The sequence below is a fragment of the Lactococcus sp. LG606 genome (genome assembly GCF_017309645.1).
In the GTDB taxonomy this organism is placed as follows: Bacteria; Bacillota; Bacilli; order Lactobacillales; family Streptococcaceae; genus Lactococcus; species Lactococcus petauri.
This window is the reverse complement of record NZ_CP071301.1, coordinates 1,819,266-1,837,058: the sequence shown is the minus strand read 5'-3', so window position 1 is coordinate 1,837,058 and position 17,793 is coordinate 1,819,266. Positions and strand designations below refer to the sequence as shown.

Genomic DNA, 17,793 nt, shown 5'->3' with positions numbered 1-17,793 from the left:
CCCTTACTACCTATATCTATCGTTTTTATATCTCTCTTATTCTAGCAAAATCCACCTTAAATTTCGATATAAACGACTCACTTTTTTCTCTTATTACTTATTATCGAATTTCAATAATATTTTGTTGTGGCAAGCGGTAACTTGCTTGACCTTTTGCTTCTGATGAGCCCAATACAACCAAGAGCTCTGGACGGTAACGTTTATCGACTTCGAGAATTTCATTCACGCGCTCAGTACGTTCAAAGCCAAGAATAATATTGCCTTCATAGCCTCTATTTTTGATGACATACATGAGATTCATCGTCACAAAACCGATATTCAATGATAAATAGCTTGCTTCCATCATCTCGTCCATATTTTCAAACATTTGGGGATAGCGACTATTGAAACGTTGCAGTTGTTCACTATCCATTTCTCCAGCCCCGGTACGTGCAATTTCACTTGAGCGTTCGGAAAGATTAGTATCACTAAAGATAGCAATGACCGCTCCAGCTTCTTTCACTTGTTGACCATTTTTTCCATGAACAACGGATAGAAGTTCTTGACGTTTTTGTTCGCTCTCAACAATGACAAAGTGCCAAGGTTGGATGTTATGTGCAGAAGGTGCTAAACTTGCAGCAGAAATAATCTGTTTCACATCTACTGTTGGTATTTTTTTACCGTCAAATGTTTTTACAGCGTGGCGTTCTTTATTAATTTTTACAAAATCCATGAATATCCTCCTCTCATTATTGTACCAAATTTGCATATTTTTAGTATATAAAAAAGGGGTAAATCCCCTCTATTATCCTATTTGTTATATTCTCGCAAAAATTGAGACAAAGCAGACAAACCCTCGCGTAATGTCTTTTCATCCGTACAATAGCCTAAACGTGCATAGCCTGGCAAGTCAAACCTATTGCCCGGTACTAAAAGAACGCCTTTGTTTTTAAGCAAGGCCACGCAAAATTCTTCTGTTTGGGCCGGATCGAGCGTTTCAAATTTCACAAAGCTTGTCGATACTGCTTTAGGAAATATCATTGATACAAGTGACTCATTTTCCACCCATTCCCGAAGTATCTGCAAATTATTAGTGACGATTTCTTTATTCCGCGCCAGTACTTGATCACGGTGTTTTAAGACTAGAGTTCCTAAGGCATCGTCAAAGACTCCACAACAAATCATTGTATAATCGCGGTATTTGCGAAACTCATCTGCTAGTTTTTCATCTTGAGTCGCCACCCAACCTAAACGTACACCAGGTACAGAATATGTTTTAGAAAGCGAGTTCGTCGAGATACCTTTTTCATATAAGTCAACAATTGGCGCATAATCTTCCGCATCATCAAGAGGCAAGTAAACCTCGTCGACCAAGACATAAGCACCAACTGTTCGAGCCAGCTGAATGACCTCTTCCAAAAAGGCACGGTTTAGGGTTGTACCTGTCGGATTATTGGCATTGTTCAAACAAATCATCTTCGTGTTTGGACGAATCATCTGACGGAGTTCATCCAATCGTGGATACCAGTTTTCCGATTCATAAATTTGCCAAAACTCAATTTCGGCTCCTAAAGAACGTGGAATATCATAGAGCTGCTGGTAACTTGGATACTCTGCAATCACATGATCTCCCGGCTCGATCAATCCATACAAGACCAAATGATTGGCACCCGTTGCGCCATTTGTCGCCAAAATATTTTCTGCGGGAACTTTCGTATAAAGCTTGGCTACTTCTTGCTTAAATTCAGGAGAGCCTTCAATCCATCCGTAGTTAAATTTTTCCTGCATTAAGTGAGACATAAAGCTTTGGCCCTTGTCTTCTTCCAGATTTAATATTTCTTGCAAAGTCATGGATGAAATCGTTGATTGAGCAATGTCATAAACTGCTTCTTTTTCCCATACATTGAGCCATTCTTCTACTCCAAAACCATCTATCTTCATATGTGCCCTCCTAAATATCAATTATAGTATAAGTATAGCATTGTGCATCCAGTATTTTAAAGCAATCTTCCATTGGAAAAAAGATTGTCTTTGTATTGTCATTAGGGTGTAACGTCATAATGTCATGCTCCTCAAGCATATCTCGGTCAAAATAAACATGCATATTATCCATTTTATTATCAACCAGACCATAAATAGAAACAATCCCAGACTGCAGTCCCAACATGCTTTCCAAGCGTTCTTCTGATACAAAATGAAGTCAGTTTACTCCAAGTACCTCCCCCAGTTTGTTCATCTCAACGCGCTTACTATCATCCATAATAACCATATAGAATTGCGTGGATTTTTTATTAGCCAAAACTAAAGTCTTCGACCTACAACCTTCATGTCCTTCAATATAATGGTCAGATTCTTCTGTAGAATGACTGCCCGGATGCTCGACAATTTTATAGGGAATTTCGAGCTGAGCCATTAACTTCTCTACTTCTTTAAAGTCTCTCATTCAGCCTCCTCTTATAAGAAAAAGGCCGCGCAAAACACGACCTCTTACATTTTAGTCAGCAACAATTGTTGTTCCTGAACCATTTGCCAAGAAATCTTCAAGATTTTCAAGGGAAGTAATTGTTGCCGCACGACCAGTACGTTCTACAAAAGCCATAGCTGCTTCAACTTTTGGTTTCATAGAGCCTGCAGCAAATTGACCGTCTTCCAAGTAGGCGCCAATTTCAGACAAAGTAACTTTTTCCAATTTCTTTTGATCTGGTTTGTTGTAATTGACAAAAACATTGTCCACGCCTGTCAAAATAACTAACTCGTCACCATCCACAAGTTCTGCAAGTTTAGCTGCTGAAAAGTCCTTGTCTATTACAGCTTCCACCCCTGTGTATGTGCCGTCTTCATGCTCAACTACAGGAATGCCGCCGCCGCCTGATACAGTAGTTAAAACTGCAGCATCTAACAGTGGTTTGATGGCTTCTGCTTCTACAATACGTTCTGGTTTTGGACTGGCAACAACACGACGATACCCACGACCTGAATCTTCGACAAATTTCCAATCTGGATATTGTTCCAACATTTTGTTCATTTGTGCTTCATCATAGAATGGGCCAATCGGTTTTGTTGGATTTTCAAATGCAGGATCATTACTGTCTACCACGACACGTGTGACAACAGAAGCTACAGGAATTCGTTCCAAGCCTTCTTTGATTAAAGCTTTAGTAAAGGCTTGAGTCATCCAGTATCCAATTTGTCCTTGAGTCATAGCCACGGCTGTATCTAAAGGCATCGCAGGATTTTTGGCACTGTCTGATCCCAGTTGTTGTAAAAGTAAATTACCAACTTGAGGGCCGTTACCATGCGTAACAACTATTTCTACATCGTTATCCTTAATGAGCGGGATCAATTGACTCGCTGTAACTTCAAGCGCTTCTTGTTGTGCTTGAGCTGTTGGATCATCTGTCAAAATAGCGTTACCGCCAAGAGCAACTACAATACGTCTAACCATAATTATTTTCTCCTATTTTATATTATTAAAGCGCTTACTTTGCGCTTGAAAGAATAAAACTTTTGATTGCTCAAAAATTTTACTCTTAATTTTCTTTTTAAATACCAAGTAACTCTCTCAAACCAAACTGATTAGCAAGCAAGCCATAAAGAGCGAGCAAAGCGGCAAGAGTAAAGATAATGATAGCAAACCATTCGCCTGTTGAAATAGTTCTGTTGTTTTCACGTTTTGCACGGATATAGAGGACAAAACCAACTACATATAGAATGGAAGCCATCCAGACAAACTGCCAACCACTCAGGTAAAGGGCAATAATTTGGAATGCCATGGCAAAGAAGCCGATTAAAATATTTTTAGTTGATTTTTCGACTAAACCAACTTTTAATAGATATGCACCGACGAGAGCGTAGCAAACCATAATTACTGCAGTACAGAGATAAACAAAAACATTATAAGCATCTGAGGCAAAGTAAGTAATAATGATAAAGAGTTGTACAAAACCTTGAGTCAAAAGCAATGAATTAACAGGTGCACCAGCTTTATTTTCTTTTCCAAACCAAGCAGGCAAGAGCTTTTGTGAAGCCAATTGAGAAGTTGACTCAACTGGAAGCATCGTCCACGATAACCAAGCACCGAGAAGTGAAATAATCAACCCGATAGCCATCAAATTACCACCCCAAGGGCCAACCATCTCACGTAAGATACCAACCATACCTGGTTGTGGCATACTTGCAAGCTGTGCTTGATCCAAATATCCATAAGGTAAGAGCGAGAGCAAGATATAAATCACCAGCAAAGTGAATAACCCAATAATTGAAGCTTTACCAGCATCTGATTTTTTCTTAGCACGGTCGCCCATCATTGCCGCACCTTCAATACCAACGAAGACCCAAATCATAACCATCAAGGAACTTTGAATCTGTCCGATTAATCCTGAGGCAGTCATCTGAGTAAATGCTGCTGTTCCATCTGTATTAATGACGACATTTTGCCAAAAATGTTCTGTAAAGACTCCAGCTCTGAACATAACAATAGCAACAACGGCAAAAATTGCGATTGGAATTAATTTAGCAATGAGTACAATAGCATTAATTACTGCTGCCCCTTCAACCCCACGAATAACAAGTGCAGTTAAAGACCAAGAAACGACTGAAACAACGATGACTGATAAAAAGGTCAAAGAACCGTCTTCATTAGCAAAAACACCAGGAAAGAAATAGTTGACAGATGTCATCATCAAGACAGCGAAAGCCACGTTACCTGCCCAAGCGGACAACCAGTAACCCCAGCCTGATAAGAATCCGGCAAAATCACCAAATCCTGCGCGGGCATAATCTGAAACACCGGAGAGTTCTGGTTTATTAACAACAAGGTGATTTAAGCTCAAAACGAGCATAAGAATACCAAAACCAATAAAGAGCCATGAAATGACCACACCACCTGGTGTGGCTCCATTTGCCAAGTCGTTCGAGAGGTTAAATACCCCACCACCAATAGCTCCGGATACGATAATTGCTACGAGGGCCATGAGCCCTATTCCTTTTTTATTTTCTACTTCCATATTACTTCCTATTTTTTTCATAAAGTCATATGCTTTAAAAAAGTCTCCAATTATGAAAATATACGAGGTCTGACCTTTTCAAAACAAGAGTTATAGAGGGAACCAAAAATATTTTTTCCAGATTTGTGCAAACTTCCCACCGGTATTAGGAAGTGGAAAGTCTGTCAAATCCGGAAAAAATCAAATTCAAAATTTATTATTTGATACTTGGTACATCTGGAATGAAGAGGTTACCCAAAGTTGCTGCCATAATTGCTTTAATTGAGTGCATACGGTTTTCAGCTTCTTCAAATTGACGTGCATATTTAGAACGGAACACTTCGTCAGTAACTTCCATTTCAGTCAAGCCATACTCTTCTTTAATTTCTTTACCATATTCAGTTTCAGTATCGTGGAAGGCTGGCAAGCAGTGCATGAAGATAAGTTCTTCATCTGGAGTACCAGTCAATTTCATCATATCCATTGTGATACGGTATGGAGTGAGAAGTTCCACACGTTCTTCCCAGTTTGATTCACCCATTGATACCCATACGTCTGAGTAGATAATGTTTGCACCTTTAACCCCTGCTTCAATATCTGCAGTTGTTTCTGGTTTTGCACCTGACTCAGCTGCAAATTTACGCGCAATTTCCATAACTTCTTCAGAAGGTTGAAGTGATTCAGGCGCTACGATAGTTACGCTCACTCCAAGCATCGCACCTGTTACGATAAGAGAGTTAGCCATGTTGTTACGACCATCACCGACATAAGCAAGTTTAAGACCTTTAAGGTAACCAAATTCTTCTTTGATTGTCATGTAGTCTGCAATCATTTGAGTTGGATGCCAATCGTCAGTCAAACCATTCCATACAGGAACTCCTGAGTATTTTGCCAAATCTTCAACTTCTTTTTGTGAGAAACCACGACGTTCAATCGCATCAAACATTGAGCCAAGAACACGTGCTGTATCTTCAGTAGATTCTTTGATACCAAGTTGAATATCATCTTTACCAAGATATTCTGGGTGAGCACCAAGGTCGATAGCTGCTGTTGTAAATGCAGCACGCGTACGTGTAGAAGTTTTAGCAAAAAGTAAGGCGATATTTTTTCCTTCAAGATAATGGTGAGGGATGTTATTTTTCTTCAATGCTTTTAAGTGAATAGCAAAGTCAACAAGATATTGAATTTCTGCAGGTGTAAAATCTTTTTCTGCTAAAAATGAACGGCCTTGGAAAACTGAGTTAATTTTTGGTGTTTGCATTTAATTTTCTCCTAAATATAATTTTTTGTTTTTTGAAATAAGGACATTTGCTTGTGCTGTAAGCAATAAAGTGTCAACGAGGTTGACAGAGCTGTAAACCAAGCAAATAGAGGGTAAAACTTTGATTAAATATCTTCACGCCACAATGGTTGAGACATACAACGTGCTCCACCACGACCACGTGCCAACTCGCTTGAAAGAATCTCATGTACTTTGATCCCATGTTCTTTAAGTAATTCGATTGTGACATAGTTACGGTCATAAGTAACAATTTCACCTGGAGCGATAGCCAATGTATTTGAACCATCATTCCATTGCTCACGCGGTGCAACGATTGGATCTCCATTACCACATTCAATCAAATCAAGTTCTGAGAGTTCCAACACTTTCTTAAGGGCAACTTTAAGATCTGTCAAATGTTCAATTTCCACATCTCCATCTTTACCTGGACGTAAGATGAATGCATTGATATTTCCAGAACCATCAAAGATTCCTGGGAAGACTGTAAACTGATCATGATTAATCATTGTAAATACAGTATCCAAGTGCATCATTGCGTGATTATGCGGAATTTCAACAGCAAGTACAGTGTCAAAGGTTGACAATGGGTTTGCAAACAATTCTTTTGCTAAAGCTTGAATTGTTTTAGATGAAGTACGTTCAGAAACACCAATAGCTACAGTGTGTTTGTTTAATACGAGTTCATCACCACCTTCAATACGTGTTGTATGGTTACGATCACGCCAAATTGGAGTGTCTTTAAAACGTGGGTGATTTGCCATTACATATTCTGTGATCAATGATTCAGGTTGACGTGCTGGGAAAGTCATTTTGTTAATAGTCATCCCTACACCCATAGATGCTTGTGGGTCACGAGTGAAGTAAGCATTTGGCAATGGATTAAGGTAGAAATGGTTTTCGGCATCAGAACCGGCCATGTCGCTAAGAACTGTACGTTTTAGGTCCAATTCATTTTTACGAACACCTGCATAAATCTTGTCAACCATTGCTTTTGTATCCATGCTTGTCAAGTACTCAGTCAAACCTTCAAGTGTACGTCCTGGGCGGTAGCCTGCTTCATGCAAGAGTCGAGCCAAGAAATCTTTTTTAACACTTTCAGTTTGAAAAACATCTGCGGCAAGATCTTCTATATAGACTGTTTCTGCTCCGTTATCACGCAATGTTTGAGCAAAGAAATCGTGTTCCTTCTGAGCAATTTTCAAGTAAGGGATATCATCAAACAAGAGTTGATGCATTGTGTCTGGTGTGATGTTTTCGACTTCAGCACCTGGACGATGAAGGAGAACTGATTTAAGTTTTCCGATTTCTGAATTGACATTGATTGCTTTTTCCATGAGATAAGCATCCTTTCTTTTATATAAAACTATATATTAAAATTGTAAAAGCGCTTTCAACACCTTTTATTATAGTCTAATCTTTTTTTGAATGCAAATTGAACGTCATTATAATAATGCGCTTTCATTTCATAAAAAATAATAAATATACAAAAAGAAACCAGCAGTACCAAGGTTGAGCCTTTGTGATGGTTTCTTTTATTTTTTTATTACTTTTCTTTGTTTTTTCTAATTTGTTTACTTCTGAGTTGTCCGCAAGCGGCATCAATGTCTGTACCATGCTCTTGGCGCACAACACAGTTGATACCATTTTTCTTGAGTACATCGTAAAATTTCGCAGTATCATTTCGTGTTGAACGTTCATATTTGATATGCTCAGCGACAGGATTATAGGGAATCAGATTGACATACGAAAGTTTATTTCGGGGTTTTATTAAATCAGCTAATTCTTGTGCAATTTCCGGAGTATCATTTTCTCCAGAAAGCATAATATACTCATAGGTTACACGACGATTTGTTGTTTCAGTATAATAATCTATCGCATCAAAAAGTTTTTCAAGTGGTGCGCTACGTGTGATACGCATCAGACTTGTGCGTAATTCATTGTTTGGTGCATGTAAAGAAATAGCCAAGTTCACTTGCAAGTTTTCATTTGCAAATTCTTTGATTTTTGCTGGCATGAAACCGCAGGTTGACACGGTAATATGACGTGCCCCAATAGCAAGGCCATTATCATCATTAATTGTTCGTAAAAAGTTCATCAAGTTTACATAGTTGTCAAATGGTTCACCGATACCCATAACTACAACATGAGAAACACGCTCATCTTGGCCTTTTTCATCGAAGTATTTTTGGACCAACATAATCTGAGCGACTATCTCTCCTGCTGTCACATCACGCTCTTTTTTTAGAATACCAGAGGCACAAAAAGTACAGCCCATGTTACATCCTACCTGAGTAGTCACACATACAGATAAGCCATAAGATTGGCGCATCAATACAGTTTCAATCATCATTTTATCTGGTAACATAAAAAGATATTTAACTGTTCCATCTTCCGACTCTTGTACGACGACTTGCTCCAGAGGATTCATAATAAAATGCGCGTTCAACTTTGCAATAAAATCCTTGGAGAGATTTGTCATTTCTTCAAAAGTTTGGACACGTTTTCGGTAAAGCCAATCCCACACTTGGGTTGCTCGAAATTTTTTTTCACCATTTTCAATCGCCCAATCAATAAGTTGATCACGTGTTAAGCCGTAAATTGTTTGTTTTTCCATTATATCTCCGATATTTTTCCCCCAAAAAATTTTTGAAGGAACTTTTTTGTATATTATTCAATAACTTTTTAGACATAATTTTAACATTTGTCTATTTTATTTTTTTGCACGTTCGCGTATTACAAAATTAGATTTAGAGGTTGTATTTTTCTCATTTTTCTCATTTTGTTTTATTTTAGCAGGCTTCTTACCTGATTTCTCGCGAATTTCAAATGATTTTTTCTCATTTTTCTTTTGCTTTTCTTGAGAGCTTCGATTTTTATTGCGATTATTTCGACGTCGTGCTTTTTCAAATTTAGGTTGACGTGGCTTGTCTTCAAAAACACGTTCGGATGTGTAAGCTTCATCTTGTGAGCGTACACGACGTAAAACAAAGTAGGCACAGCCATAATTGCAATATTCATTGATATAATCTTCTAATCGGTCAATCTTATTTTCAGATTGCATTTTTTTTCTACTTACTGAAAAAAAGCCTTTTAAACGGAGCTGTTCAAAGCCCCAATCTCCCACGATGTAATCATACTTATCGAAAATATCGCTAAATCGCTGCTCCAGCTTTTCAGCATCAAACCCTTCACGATAATTGTAAACCAGATGAAAAGTCTTACCACCTACTTTTACAATGTCATCTGTAGCAGTTACCCGCTCACCAGGGAAACGATTATAATTTAATTTTGATTCGTCAACTTCTTTTGGCACTTTCCTCTCCCTTTCTCTTTTTGTTCATTTTCTCGTTTTTTAATTCATTTGCTACTATTTCTCGTAGAAAATACGGAAAAAGTATTTCGGCTTTCTCTTGTTTTCGCAATAAAGGAAAATACCAAGCAAAGAGATACTGATCAGGAACGACTATGCTATAAGACTCAGCATCGACCACATCCGTATTTCTATAATAAAATTTCCCTCTGTTGAAATTTATTCCCTGAAAAATAAGCCGACCAAATTGCTTCCCTCGAAAACCCATACCTCGAATATTTTGCCCAGACAGCATTGCAGATACATCAAGCATTTCACGTAAAACTTCTTTCAGTACCTTACCAGTCATCGTAAGCCGCACTAAACGCATGGAATGGGGCAAAAATTGGTGTAAATCATCTAAAGTAAGTTGGTTTGGCAATGCTTCTGTAACCAAGAGCCCAGTATTGAAAACACAGGCTCCCACCTTGCCATATCGGGCAAGTAACTCTGCAATAAAATGACTTGCATTATAATCAGGATAAACATTGGTCAGGCTATAGGGAAGTTCTCCGACAGTCTTGCCTTGCAACATTTTACGTCCTTTCAACTCCCACGAGTTGATGTGTAAAGCATCACTTTTTACTTTTTTGAGCGTGTTGGTAGCAATCGTGGAAATTTCCGAAGCAATTACTTTGTTATTTTGATCAAAAGTAAGATTGATTTCGCCGATATGCTCCCCGTATCTTCCTGCAGCCGCAAGTAAGGTGTCATGTAATTCCGCTCCGTGTTCAAAAAGATGATGCGTATGGCTTCCAATAATTAAATCAATATCGTAATTTTTAGCGATTTTCTCATCAACGGTTTTACCCAAATGACTCAAAAGAATCGTAAAATCACAGTCCAGTGGCAAGAGCTGATCCAAGCAAACTAAAGGATCAACAATATCCCAACCTGCTTGTAAATAGGCTAGATAAGGAGCTGTTAAGCCAATGATTCCAATACGCATCCCCCAACTGCTCTCTATAAATTTAGGACCTTGAGCAAAAGGCATATTACTGATATTTGAAAGCAATATATCAAATTCGGCTTGATTGTATAAACGGCTTAGCATATCATGAGTTAATCCTAAACCTTCATTATTGCCGAGGGTCGCTGCTGTCAAATTCAGCTTATTCATCAGAGCAACATTAATCTGTCCTTCTGTTGCCTCAGTTAAAGGATGTACCCGGTCAACATTATCCCCTAAGTCAAATCGCAAGACATCTGGAAGTCCAACTGATTTTTCCGCAAAAAAACGCTCAATCACTGGAAATCTTTCCAAATGCGAGTGCAAATCGTTCAAGTGAATAATGCGCAATGAATTCATTTTACCATTATAGCACAAAAAAGACCGCTAAAGCGGTAGTTTTTGTACTTTTATACTTACGCCTGCAAATCAAAAGCAAGGCTTCATTCCTATTTTCCTGTTGATCCGAAGCCGCCAGTTCGTGTAGATTTAGTCACTTCAGCATCCCCATCAGCAACCAAGAAAGGCATAAAGACCGCTTGGACAATCCTCTCACCTTTTTCCAAGACCACTTCTGATTCCGTAATATTTTGCATTTGAGCAAATATCTCGCCCTCATTCCCTGGGTTATTGTAATAGTCACCGTCAATGACACCTACCGAGTTAATCATCACTAAACCTTTTTTACGCGGATTTGACGAGCGATCAAACAGATACAGAACTTCTCCTGCTTGCATATATGCCTTAAGGCCTGTTGAGATCAGTTTAATTTCACCAGGTTTAATGGTAATGTTTTCAGCCACTGATAAGTCATAGCCTGCCGCATGCTTGGTCGCACGTATTGGTAATTCTAGGTTTTCATTTTTGTATTTACTTACTATTTCAAATCCACGTGTTTTCATAATTACTCCTTATTGCTTATTTTTAATCTATTTATTTTATAAAGGGCAAAATCAGAAAAACGATAAATAAGACAACAACCGTTACTCCTGATAAAATCCGATTTTGCATTGGTACAGAATTCTTGAAATATTTAGGTGGAAAAACAGGAGCTAAAAGAAGTCCGCCCACTGCTCCTCCAACATGTGACCAAATATTGACCGAGCTAAGATTAAACATATTGAAGAAAAGATTAATCGCAATCAAGATGGTAAATGTCTTACCAATCTGTTTTAGCATCGGATGGCCTGTAAAGAAGCCAATTCCTGCAATAGCTGCAAAAAGACCAAAAATCGAAGTTGATGCTCCTGCAGATAAGGAATTGGGCGAAAAGATAAAGGTTGCTGCATTACCAAAAATTCCTGAAAGAATGTAGATCAAACTGAAATTAAGGCTACCAAATACAGCTTCAACCTGACGTCCGATAAAAAAGAGCGTCAGAGTATTCATAAGAAAGTGAGTCCATCCAATATGAATAAAAATTGGTGTCACAAGGCGCCACAATTGAGTTGGATCAGCTAAAATGGCTGGTGGAAATAATGCACCAGTATTAAAAAGGTTAATTGCCGAGGTTGCAGCTAAACCATAACGTAAAAATTGATAAAGCCAAACCATCGTTGTTAAAAGTGATAAAATATAAGTCGCTTTATGCTTCATAAAGTCTTTTTTTATCATATCAATGTTCATAAGTAAATATTTCTCCTATGCTTATATCATGAGGTTCTGGATGAAAATTTCTGTGCTGAAAATCATAACATAGACTAACTGTCTGTCCAGAAAAGCTTGCCAGATAACGGTCATAATATCCCGCGCCAAAACCAATCCGATAACCTTCTTTATTCCAAGCCAAGCCGGGGACCAAAATCAAATCAGGCACAACTTCGTTTTTCGACTTAGGTTCTAGTATACCAAATTTTGTACGTTCTAAGTCATTTTTGTCGTATTTTACAAAAATCATGTGGCGATCAGCCAAGGTTTTTGGTATAACTATTTGTTTATCTGCCTGCTCAAAAAGGGGTTGCAAATCAAATTCAAATTCTTGCGGCATATAGAGCGCCACGGTTTTAGCGTTTTTCCATTGTTCTGAGGCAAGCAGCTCTGCAATAATTTTCTGACTTTGACGGCTTTTGTCAGCAAAATCAAAACTTTTCAGTAAATTTATCATTTCTTTTCGAATTAGCGCTTTCTTTTCCATACTTTATATGGTATCATAAAGCTGTAAGTTTTTTTCAAGTTAACGTTTATGCTTTTTGTTACACGCTTTCCGAAGATAAGATTTACCAAACTAAAGAAAGGATGTATTCAAATGGCACAAGGAACTGTAAAATGGTTTAACGCTACTAAAGGTTTTGGCTTCATTACAACTGAAGAAGGCAACGATGTATTCGTACACTTCTCAGCTATTCAAACTGATGGCTTCAAAACTCTTGATGAAGGCCAAAAAGTTAGCTTTGATCTTGAAGAAGGCCCACGTGGACCTCAAGCAATCAACGTTACTAAATAATTGGTAATTAAAGCACCTTTACGGTGCTTTTTCTTTTTGTTTAAACACCACAATAAAAGCAGTTATGCTATTGTTTTATAGATATAAAAAGTTTACAATGTATAAAGCAAAGAATTTAGGAATATTATGAAAGATTTAACAAAAGGAAACATTCTCAAAGGTTTAATTACCTTCACACTTCCCCTGCTCTTGGGAAACTTTTTTCAAGTGCTCTATAATACTGCAGACACACTGATTGTTGGTCAAACGCTAGGAAAAAATGCACTTGCATCAGTGGGGGCTACGGGATCCATCAACTTTTTAATCGTTGGTTTTGCTCAGGGAATGACCGCAGGGCTCACGATTATTACTGCGCAACGCTTTGGTGCCAAAGATGCACATGCTGTCAAAAAGTCCTTTGTGACAGGGCTGTATTTTACGATAGCTATCTCCCTCTTGCTCAGTGTCTTGTCTGTCCTATTTGTGGGTCAATTACTACAACTTATGCAGACTCCAGCTGAGATTTACGAAGGTGCACACACTTTTTTAAGTATTATGTTAGGTGGACTTACAGCGACCACACTATATGCTTATTATTCGAACGCGCTCCGCGCCTTAGGTGATTCCAAGACACCGCTCTATGCACTTATCGTCGCCAGTATTTTAAACATCGGCTTTGAGTATTTCGCAATCCTCGTTCTCCATTTAGGCTTAGCGGGAGCAAGTGCAGCCACCATTTTGGCCCAATGTATCTCTGTGCTTTATCTGGTTTTACATATTAAACGCAAAGTGCCTGAGTTACACCTTAATCGAAAACTCCTTGTTTACGATACCCAAGAAATACGTACACATGCACGACTGAGTATTCCCATGGGATTTCAATCTAGTATTATCGCTATTGGTTCTATTACACTTCAAGTAGCACTTAACACTATGGGAACAAACGCTGTCGCCACTCAAGCTATTGTATCTAAGATTGACCAAATCGCGATGTTGCCAATGATGTCGATCGGACTTGCTATGGCTACCTTTGGAGCCCAAAACTATGGTGCAAAACAATACCGCCGAATAAATCAAGGGCTTTTCCAATCTCTCCTCATAGCAGTTTCCTGGGCGATTGGCTTTGCCATTCTTTTGGTAAGCTTGAACTATTACTTCACGACGGCTTTTATCTCACCAAGCCAAACAGCTGTTATTGATATGGCTAGACATTACTATATTGTGAATGGTGGTTTCTACTGGCTACTTGCTATCCTCTTCGTTACGCGCTCAACATTACAGGGTTTGGGCAATGCGCGCATTCCAACAATTTGTGGCGTGGCAGAACTGGTAATGCGGGCCGCAGTGGCCATCGTCGGAGTTAACCTCTTAAATTACACCGTGATTATTTCATCCAATCCAGCTGCTTGGTTGGGGTCAACCGCTATTCTGATCCCCACAACCATTCGAATGGTGCGCCGTTTTAACCGCGAAAATGCACAAGAAAAAATCGTTCCAAATTGAACGATTTTTTATATTAGTCTTTATCTAATTCTTGATAGAGCAGTTTTTGCGCTACTGTCGGATTGGCTTGTCCTTTTGTAGCTTTCATAAGCTGACCAACTAATGCCTTAGCTGCATTTTCCTTACCGCCACGATAGTCAGCAACAGATTGTTCATTTTTAGCAAATACTTCATGAATGATAGGCAAGAGTACAGCTGGGTCAGAGATTTGAACCAAGCCGGCCTTTTTAACGAAAGCTTCTGCTGAACCACCGTTTTTAGCTAATTCGAGGAAGACTTTCTTCGCAATTTTCGATGAAATAGTCCCATCTGCAATCAAACGCAACATTTCTGTGAGATTTTCTGGAGTTAAGTGAATATCTTTAAGTTCCAGATGTGCTGTGTTCAAGTACTGAGCAACTTCACCTTGAAGCCAGTTGGATACCAATTTGGCATCACCACCTAATTTAACAGCTGCTTCAAAGAAATCAGAGACATCTTTTGAGCTTGTCAACTGGCGCGCATCGTATTCACTGAGGCCCATTTCCTCTACATAACGTACACGGCGTGCTGCTGCAAACTCAGGAAGTTCAGCACGAACTTCGTCAATCCAAGCTTCGGAAATTTCAATACGTGGCAAATCTGGTTCTGGGAAATAACGATAATCAGACGCACCTTCTTTAACACGCATCAAGATTGTTTCACCTGTTTTATCATCAAAACGACGTGTTTCTTGACGAATTTCACCACCAGCACGAAGAATTTTCGCTTGGCGATCAATTTCAAAGGCTAGGGCTTTCTTCACATTACTGAAAGAGTTCATGTTCTTCACTTCTGTTTTAACACCAAACTCTTCTTGGCCATAAGGACGCAATGAAATATTGGCATCACAGCGCATGGAACCTTCTTCCATCTTCACATCAGAAATACCTGTATAGAGAATCAATTCACGTAAGGCGGTCAAATACGCATAAGCTTCATCAGCGCTTCGCATATCTGGCTCAGAAACAATCTCAATCAATGGTACCCCTTGACGGTTCAAGTCAACATAAGAATAGCCATCTGTTCCGTGCGTATTTTTACCGGCATCTTCTTCAATATGTGCACGCTCAATACGAACAGTCGATTTTGTACCGTCTTCAAGTTCAATTTCAATAGAACCATTGTAACCAATAGGTTCATCTGCCTGCGAAATTTGGTAAGCTTTAGGATTATCAGGGTAAAAATAATTTTTACGATCAAAGTGCATACTCTTTTGAATCGACATATTCATGGCAAGAGAAGCTTTCATCCCAGCAACGACAACACCTTTGTTCAATGTTGGCAAAACCCCTGGCATTCCCCAGTCAATAACATTCGTATTGACATTTGGTTCAGAGCCAAATTCAGCTGGAGTTGGGCTGTAAATTTTTGAGTTTGTATTTAACTCAACATGGACTTCAAGTCCAATGACTGTTTCAAAGTTCATCTTATTTTGCCCCTCCTTCTGTAAAGATAATTGGTTTTTTCTTATGATGATCCGTTGTTGCTTCAAACGCTGCTGCGACTTGATAAATTGTTTCCTCATCATAGCGTTTACCAATCAATTGCATCCCAACAGGTAGACCTTCAACATAACCCGCCGGAATCGAAATTCCTGGTAATCCCGCGAGGTTGACTGGAATTGTTAAGATATCTGAAAGATACATTTGAACAGGATCTTTTGATTTTTCATCAAAGCCAAAAGCAACCGTTGGGGCTGTTGGGCCAAGAATCAAATCATAATCCGCAAATACTTTATTAAAGTCTTCGATAATCATTGTACGCACTTGACCAGCCTTTTTAAAGTGCTTATCGTAGGCACCTGCAGAAAGACTAAATGTACCTAGCATAATACGACGTTTGACCTCATCGCCAAAGCCTTCTGAACGTGATTTCACATAGACATCTTCAAGGTTTTCGATATCCTGTGCACGATAACCATAACGAATACCATCGAAGCGTTGGAGATTTGAGCTCGCTTCTGAAGAAGCGATGATGTAGTAAACAGCTACCCCATACTTGCTATGTGGCAAGCTCACTTCTTCAACAATAGCACCTAAAGATTCTAAGTGTTTCGCCGCCGCCATAATTTGCTCTTTGACTGCTGGATCAATGCCTTCCCCAAAGTATTCTTTAGGCAAAGCAATCTTCATTCCTTTAATATCTTGACCTATTTTTGAACCAAAATCTGGCACAGCTACTTCTGAACTTGTAGCATCTTTAGCATCACTACCTGAGATAACATTTAAAAGTTGTGCATTTTCTTCAACAGTAGCTGAAAAAGGACCAATTTGATCAAGTGAACTAGAAAAAGCAATTAAACCATAACGAGAAACACGTCCGTAAGTTGGTTTCAGACCCACAATACCACTGAACGAAGCTGGTTGACGAATCGAACCACCTGTATCGGATCCTAATGACAAGCGTACTTGTCCACTCGCAACAGCACTAGCTGAACCTGAAGATGATCCACCAGGTACTTTTGTTTGATCCCACGCATTGTATGTTGGCTTAACAGAAGAAGTTTCCCCTGAGCCCCCCATTGCGAATTCGTCCATATTGGCTTTACCAATAATAACCATGCCATTGTCATAAAGCTTTTCAACGACAGTTGCATCATAAGGTGGGATAAAACCAGAAAGAATTTTACTTGCTGCAGTTGTTTCAATATTTTTAGTAACAATATTGTCTTTAACTGCTAAGGGAATACCGTCTGTAAGTTTTGCTGCATCAATCCCACGCGCATCAATAGCAGCTGCTTGCGCTAATGCTTCTTCATCTAATACAGAAATAAAACTGCCCATTGCTGCTTCACGTGCATGCACATCATCCAATGTCGCCTGTGTCAAGTCAACAGCAGAGATTTCCTTTTTCACCAAGAGGTCATGCAACTCTTTAATTGTTTTATTATTCAATGACATTATGCATCTCCTCCATCAGCCAACATTGCGGGAACCTTAATAAAGCCATCTTGCTTCGTTGGTACATTACACATTAATTCATCACGGTCATCACCCGGTACAGCAATATCTTCACGCATGCGGTTTAAGTTATCCGCAACACTCATCGTAAATTCTACATTTTCCGTATTGACTTCCTCTAACTGCTCCACCATTTCGATAATTTTATCGAGTTTATCCGTCACAGCATCAAGTTCATTTTTCTCAAATTTAAGCTTTGACAAAGTTGCCACATGCTCCACTTGTTCTTTTGTAATCTTGCTCATGTTATTTTCCCTAACTATTAAAGATTTTCATTCTCAATTATAGCAAAAATCTTTAAAAACTGATACAGCTAGGCTTTACTGCCTACTGCCTTTACCAC

The 17,793-nt window shown here is 38.9% G+C and carries 17 protein-coding genes and 1 pseudogene; 2 read left to right on the top strand and 16 right to left on the bottom strand.

Translation table 11 applies throughout. The annotated features are described in order from the left end of the window. Window positions 1-100: 100 nt before the first annotated feature. From J0J35_RS09085 to J0J35_RS09025, 13 genes and pseudogenes are all read right to left on the bottom strand, one after another. Window positions 101-712: a nitroreductase family protein gene (locus J0J35_RS09085; RefSeq protein ID WP_019293036.1), complete on the bottom strand. Its 612-nt coding sequence runs from the start codon at window positions 710-712 to the stop codon at window positions 101-103. A gap of 77 nt (window positions 713-789) precedes the next feature. Beyond that, the gene (locus J0J35_RS09080) at window positions 790-1,920 is read right to left on the bottom strand and encodes an aminotransferase (RefSeq protein ID WP_165706306.1); all 1,131 of its coding nucleotides are present in this window, start codon (window positions 1,918-1,920) and stop codon (window positions 790-792) included. A 10-nt stretch (window positions 1,921-1,930) separates the two neighbouring features. After that, window positions 1,931-2,422, bottom strand: a pseudogene (locus J0J35_RS09075) (YbaK/EbsC family protein). A 51-nt stretch (window positions 2,423-2,473) separates the two neighbouring features. Then, the gene (gene arcC, locus J0J35_RS09070) at window positions 2,474-3,424 is read right to left on the bottom strand and encodes a carbamate kinase (protein ID WP_019292689.1); all 951 of its coding nucleotides are present in this window, start codon (window positions 3,422-3,424) and stop codon (window positions 2,474-2,476) included. A gap of 97 nt (window positions 3,425-3,521) precedes the next feature. Next, the gene (locus J0J35_RS09065; RefSeq protein ID WP_019293039.1) at window positions 3,522-4,985 is read right to left on the bottom strand and encodes a basic amino acid/polyamine antiporter; all 1,464 of its coding nucleotides are present in this window, start codon (window positions 4,983-4,985) and stop codon (window positions 3,522-3,524) included. Window positions 4,986-5,181: 196 nt separating this feature from the next. Next, window positions 5,182-6,225: an ornithine carbamoyltransferase gene (argF, locus tag J0J35_RS09060; RefSeq protein ID WP_003133656.1), complete on the bottom strand. Its 1,044-nt coding sequence runs from the start codon at window positions 6,223-6,225 to the stop codon at window positions 5,182-5,184. Between the two features lie 125 nt (window positions 6,226-6,350). Beyond that, window positions 6,351-7,580, bottom strand: a complete 1,230-nt coding sequence (arcA, locus tag J0J35_RS09055) for an arginine deiminase (protein ID WP_003133654.1) — start codon at window positions 7,578-7,580, stop codon at window positions 6,351-6,353. Window positions 7,581-7,789: 209 nt separating this feature from the next. Then, window positions 7,790-8,860 carry a 23S rRNA (adenine(2503)-C(2))-methyltransferase RlmN gene (gene rlmN / locus J0J35_RS09050; RefSeq protein ID WP_019292691.1) on the bottom strand — a complete coding sequence of 357 codons (1,071 nt, stop codon included), beginning with the start codon at window positions 8,858-8,860 and terminating at the stop codon, window positions 7,790-7,792. 96 nt (window positions 8,861-8,956) lie between these two features. Then, window positions 8,957-9,559: a YutD family protein gene (locus J0J35_RS09045; protein ID WP_019293041.1), complete on the bottom strand. Its 603-nt coding sequence runs from the start codon at window positions 9,557-9,559 to the stop codon at window positions 8,957-8,959. Continuing rightward, on the bottom strand, window positions 9,543-10,904 hold the full coding sequence (locus J0J35_RS09040) for a bifunctional UDP-sugar hydrolase/5'-nucleotidase (protein ID WP_206916701.1): 1,362 nt from the start codon (window positions 10,902-10,904) through the stop codon (window positions 9,543-9,545). Before J0J35_RS09040 ends, J0J35_RS09045 begins: the two co-directional genes overlap by 17 nt. A gap of 89 nt (window positions 10,905-10,993) precedes the next feature. Continuing rightward, a complete protein-coding gene (locus J0J35_RS09035; protein ID WP_019336033.1) occupies window positions 10,994-11,446 on the bottom strand; it encodes a dUTP diphosphatase in 453 nt (150 codons plus the stop codon). 31 nt (window positions 11,447-11,477) lie between these two features. Continuing rightward, a complete protein-coding gene (locus J0J35_RS09030; RefSeq protein ID WP_014024129.1) occupies window positions 11,478-12,170 on the bottom strand; it encodes a rhomboid family intramembrane serine protease in 693 nt (230 codons plus the stop codon). Then, a complete protein-coding gene (locus J0J35_RS09025; protein WP_206916700.1) occupies window positions 12,160-12,678 on the bottom strand; it encodes a 5-formyltetrahydrofolate cyclo-ligase in 519 nt (172 codons plus the stop codon). The genes J0J35_RS09030 and J0J35_RS09025 overlap by 11 nt, the downstream gene beginning before the upstream one ends. A 111-nt stretch (window positions 12,679-12,789) precedes the next feature. On the opposite strand from J0J35_RS09025, the gene J0J35_RS09020 reads away from it, so the two are divergent. After that, the gene (locus tag J0J35_RS09020; RefSeq protein ID WP_003133641.1) at window positions 12,790-12,987 is read left to right on the top strand and encodes a cold-shock protein; all 198 of its coding nucleotides are present in this window, start codon (window positions 12,790-12,792) and stop codon (window positions 12,985-12,987) included. A 126-nt stretch (window positions 12,988-13,113) separates the two neighbouring features. Further along, complete coding sequence (locus J0J35_RS09015; protein WP_206916698.1) at window positions 13,114-14,469, top strand: MATE family efflux transporter; 1,356 nt, start codon at window positions 13,114-13,116, stop codon at window positions 14,467-14,469. Window positions 14,470-14,482: 13 nt separating this feature from the next. Here the strand turns inward: J0J35_RS09015 and gatB are convergent, their stop codons facing one another. The 3 genes from gatB to gatC are packed head-to-tail and all read right to left on the bottom strand — an operon-like array spanning window position 14,483 to window position 17,695. After that, window positions 14,483-15,916, bottom strand: coding sequence for an Asp-tRNA(Asn)/Glu-tRNA(Gln) amidotransferase subunit GatB (gene gatB, locus J0J35_RS09010; RefSeq protein WP_003133637.1), 1,434 nt, complete (start codon window positions 15,914-15,916; stop codon window positions 14,483-14,485). 1 nt (window position 15,917) lies between these two features. Next, window positions 15,918-17,390, bottom strand: coding sequence for an Asp-tRNA(Asn)/Glu-tRNA(Gln) amidotransferase subunit GatA (gatA, locus tag J0J35_RS09005; RefSeq protein ID WP_206916696.1), 1,473 nt, complete (start codon window positions 17,388-17,390; stop codon window positions 15,918-15,920). Beyond that, the gene (gene gatC, locus J0J35_RS09000; RefSeq protein WP_206916684.1) at window positions 17,390-17,695 is read right to left on the bottom strand and encodes an Asp-tRNA(Asn)/Glu-tRNA(Gln) amidotransferase subunit GatC; all 306 of its coding nucleotides are present in this window, start codon (window positions 17,693-17,695) and stop codon (window positions 17,390-17,392) included. The genes gatA and gatC overlap by 1 nt, the downstream gene beginning before the upstream one ends. Between the last annotated feature and the right edge of the window lie 98 nt (window positions 17,696-17,793).

What these genes read in the sequence shown, in the direction of transcription:
- J0J35_RS09085 (WP_019293036.1), bottom strand. Translation starts at nt 712, where the DNA reads ATGGATTTTGTAAAAATTAATAAAGAACGCCACGCTGTAAAAACATTT.
- J0J35_RS09080 (WP_165706306.1), bottom strand. Translation starts at nt 1,920, where the DNA reads ATGAAGATAGATGGTTTTGGAGTAGAAGAATGGCTCAATGTATGGGAA.
- arcC (WP_019292689.1), bottom strand. Translation starts at nt 3,424, where the DNA reads ATGGTTAGACGTATTGTAGTTGCTCTTGGCGGTAACGCTATTTTGACA.
- J0J35_RS09065 (WP_019293039.1), bottom strand. Translation starts at nt 4,985, where the DNA reads ATGGAAGTAGAAAATAAAAAAGGAATAGGGCTCATGGCCCTCGTAGCA.
- argF (WP_003133656.1), bottom strand. Translation starts at nt 6,225, where the DNA reads ATGCAAACACCAAAAATTAACTCAGTTTTCCAAGGCCGTTCATTTTTA.
- arcA (WP_003133654.1), bottom strand. Translation starts at nt 7,580, where the DNA reads ATGGAAAAAGCAATCAATGTCAATTCAGAAATCGGAAAACTTAAATCA.
- rlmN (WP_019292691.1), bottom strand. Translation starts at nt 8,860, where the DNA reads ATGGAAAAACAAACAATTTACGGCTTAACACGTGATCAACTTATTGAT.
- J0J35_RS09040 (WP_206916701.1), bottom strand. Translation starts at nt 10,904, where the DNA reads ATGAATTCATTGCGCATTATTCACTTGAACGATTTGCACTCGCATTTG.
- J0J35_RS09035 (WP_019336033.1), bottom strand. Translation starts at nt 11,446, where the DNA reads ATGAAAACACGTGGATTTGAAATAGTAAGTAAATACAAAAATGAAAAC.
- J0J35_RS09030 (WP_014024129.1), bottom strand. Translation starts at nt 12,170, where the DNA reads ATGAACATTGATATGATAAAAAAAGACTTTATGAAGCATAAAGCGACT.
- J0J35_RS09025 (WP_206916700.1), bottom strand. Translation starts at nt 12,678, where the DNA reads ATGGAAAAGAAAGCGCTAATTCGAAAAGAAATGATAAATTTACTGAAA.
- J0J35_RS09020 (WP_003133641.1), top strand. Translation starts at nt 12,790, where the DNA reads ATGGCACAAGGAACTGTAAAATGGTTTAACGCTACTAAAGGTTTTGGC.
- J0J35_RS09015 (WP_206916698.1), top strand. Translation starts at nt 13,114, where the DNA reads ATGAAAGATTTAACAAAAGGAAACATTCTCAAAGGTTTAATTACCTTC.
- gatB (WP_003133637.1), bottom strand. Translation starts at nt 15,916, where the DNA reads ATGAACTTTGAAACAGTCATTGGACTTGAAGTCCATGTTGAGTTAAAT.
- gatA (WP_206916696.1), bottom strand. Translation starts at nt 17,390, where the DNA reads ATGTCATTGAATAATAAAACAATTAAAGAGTTGCATGACCTCTTGGTG.
- gatC (WP_206916684.1), bottom strand. Translation starts at nt 17,695, where the DNA reads ATGAGCAAGATTACAAAAGAACAAGTGGAGCATGTGGCAACTTTGTCA.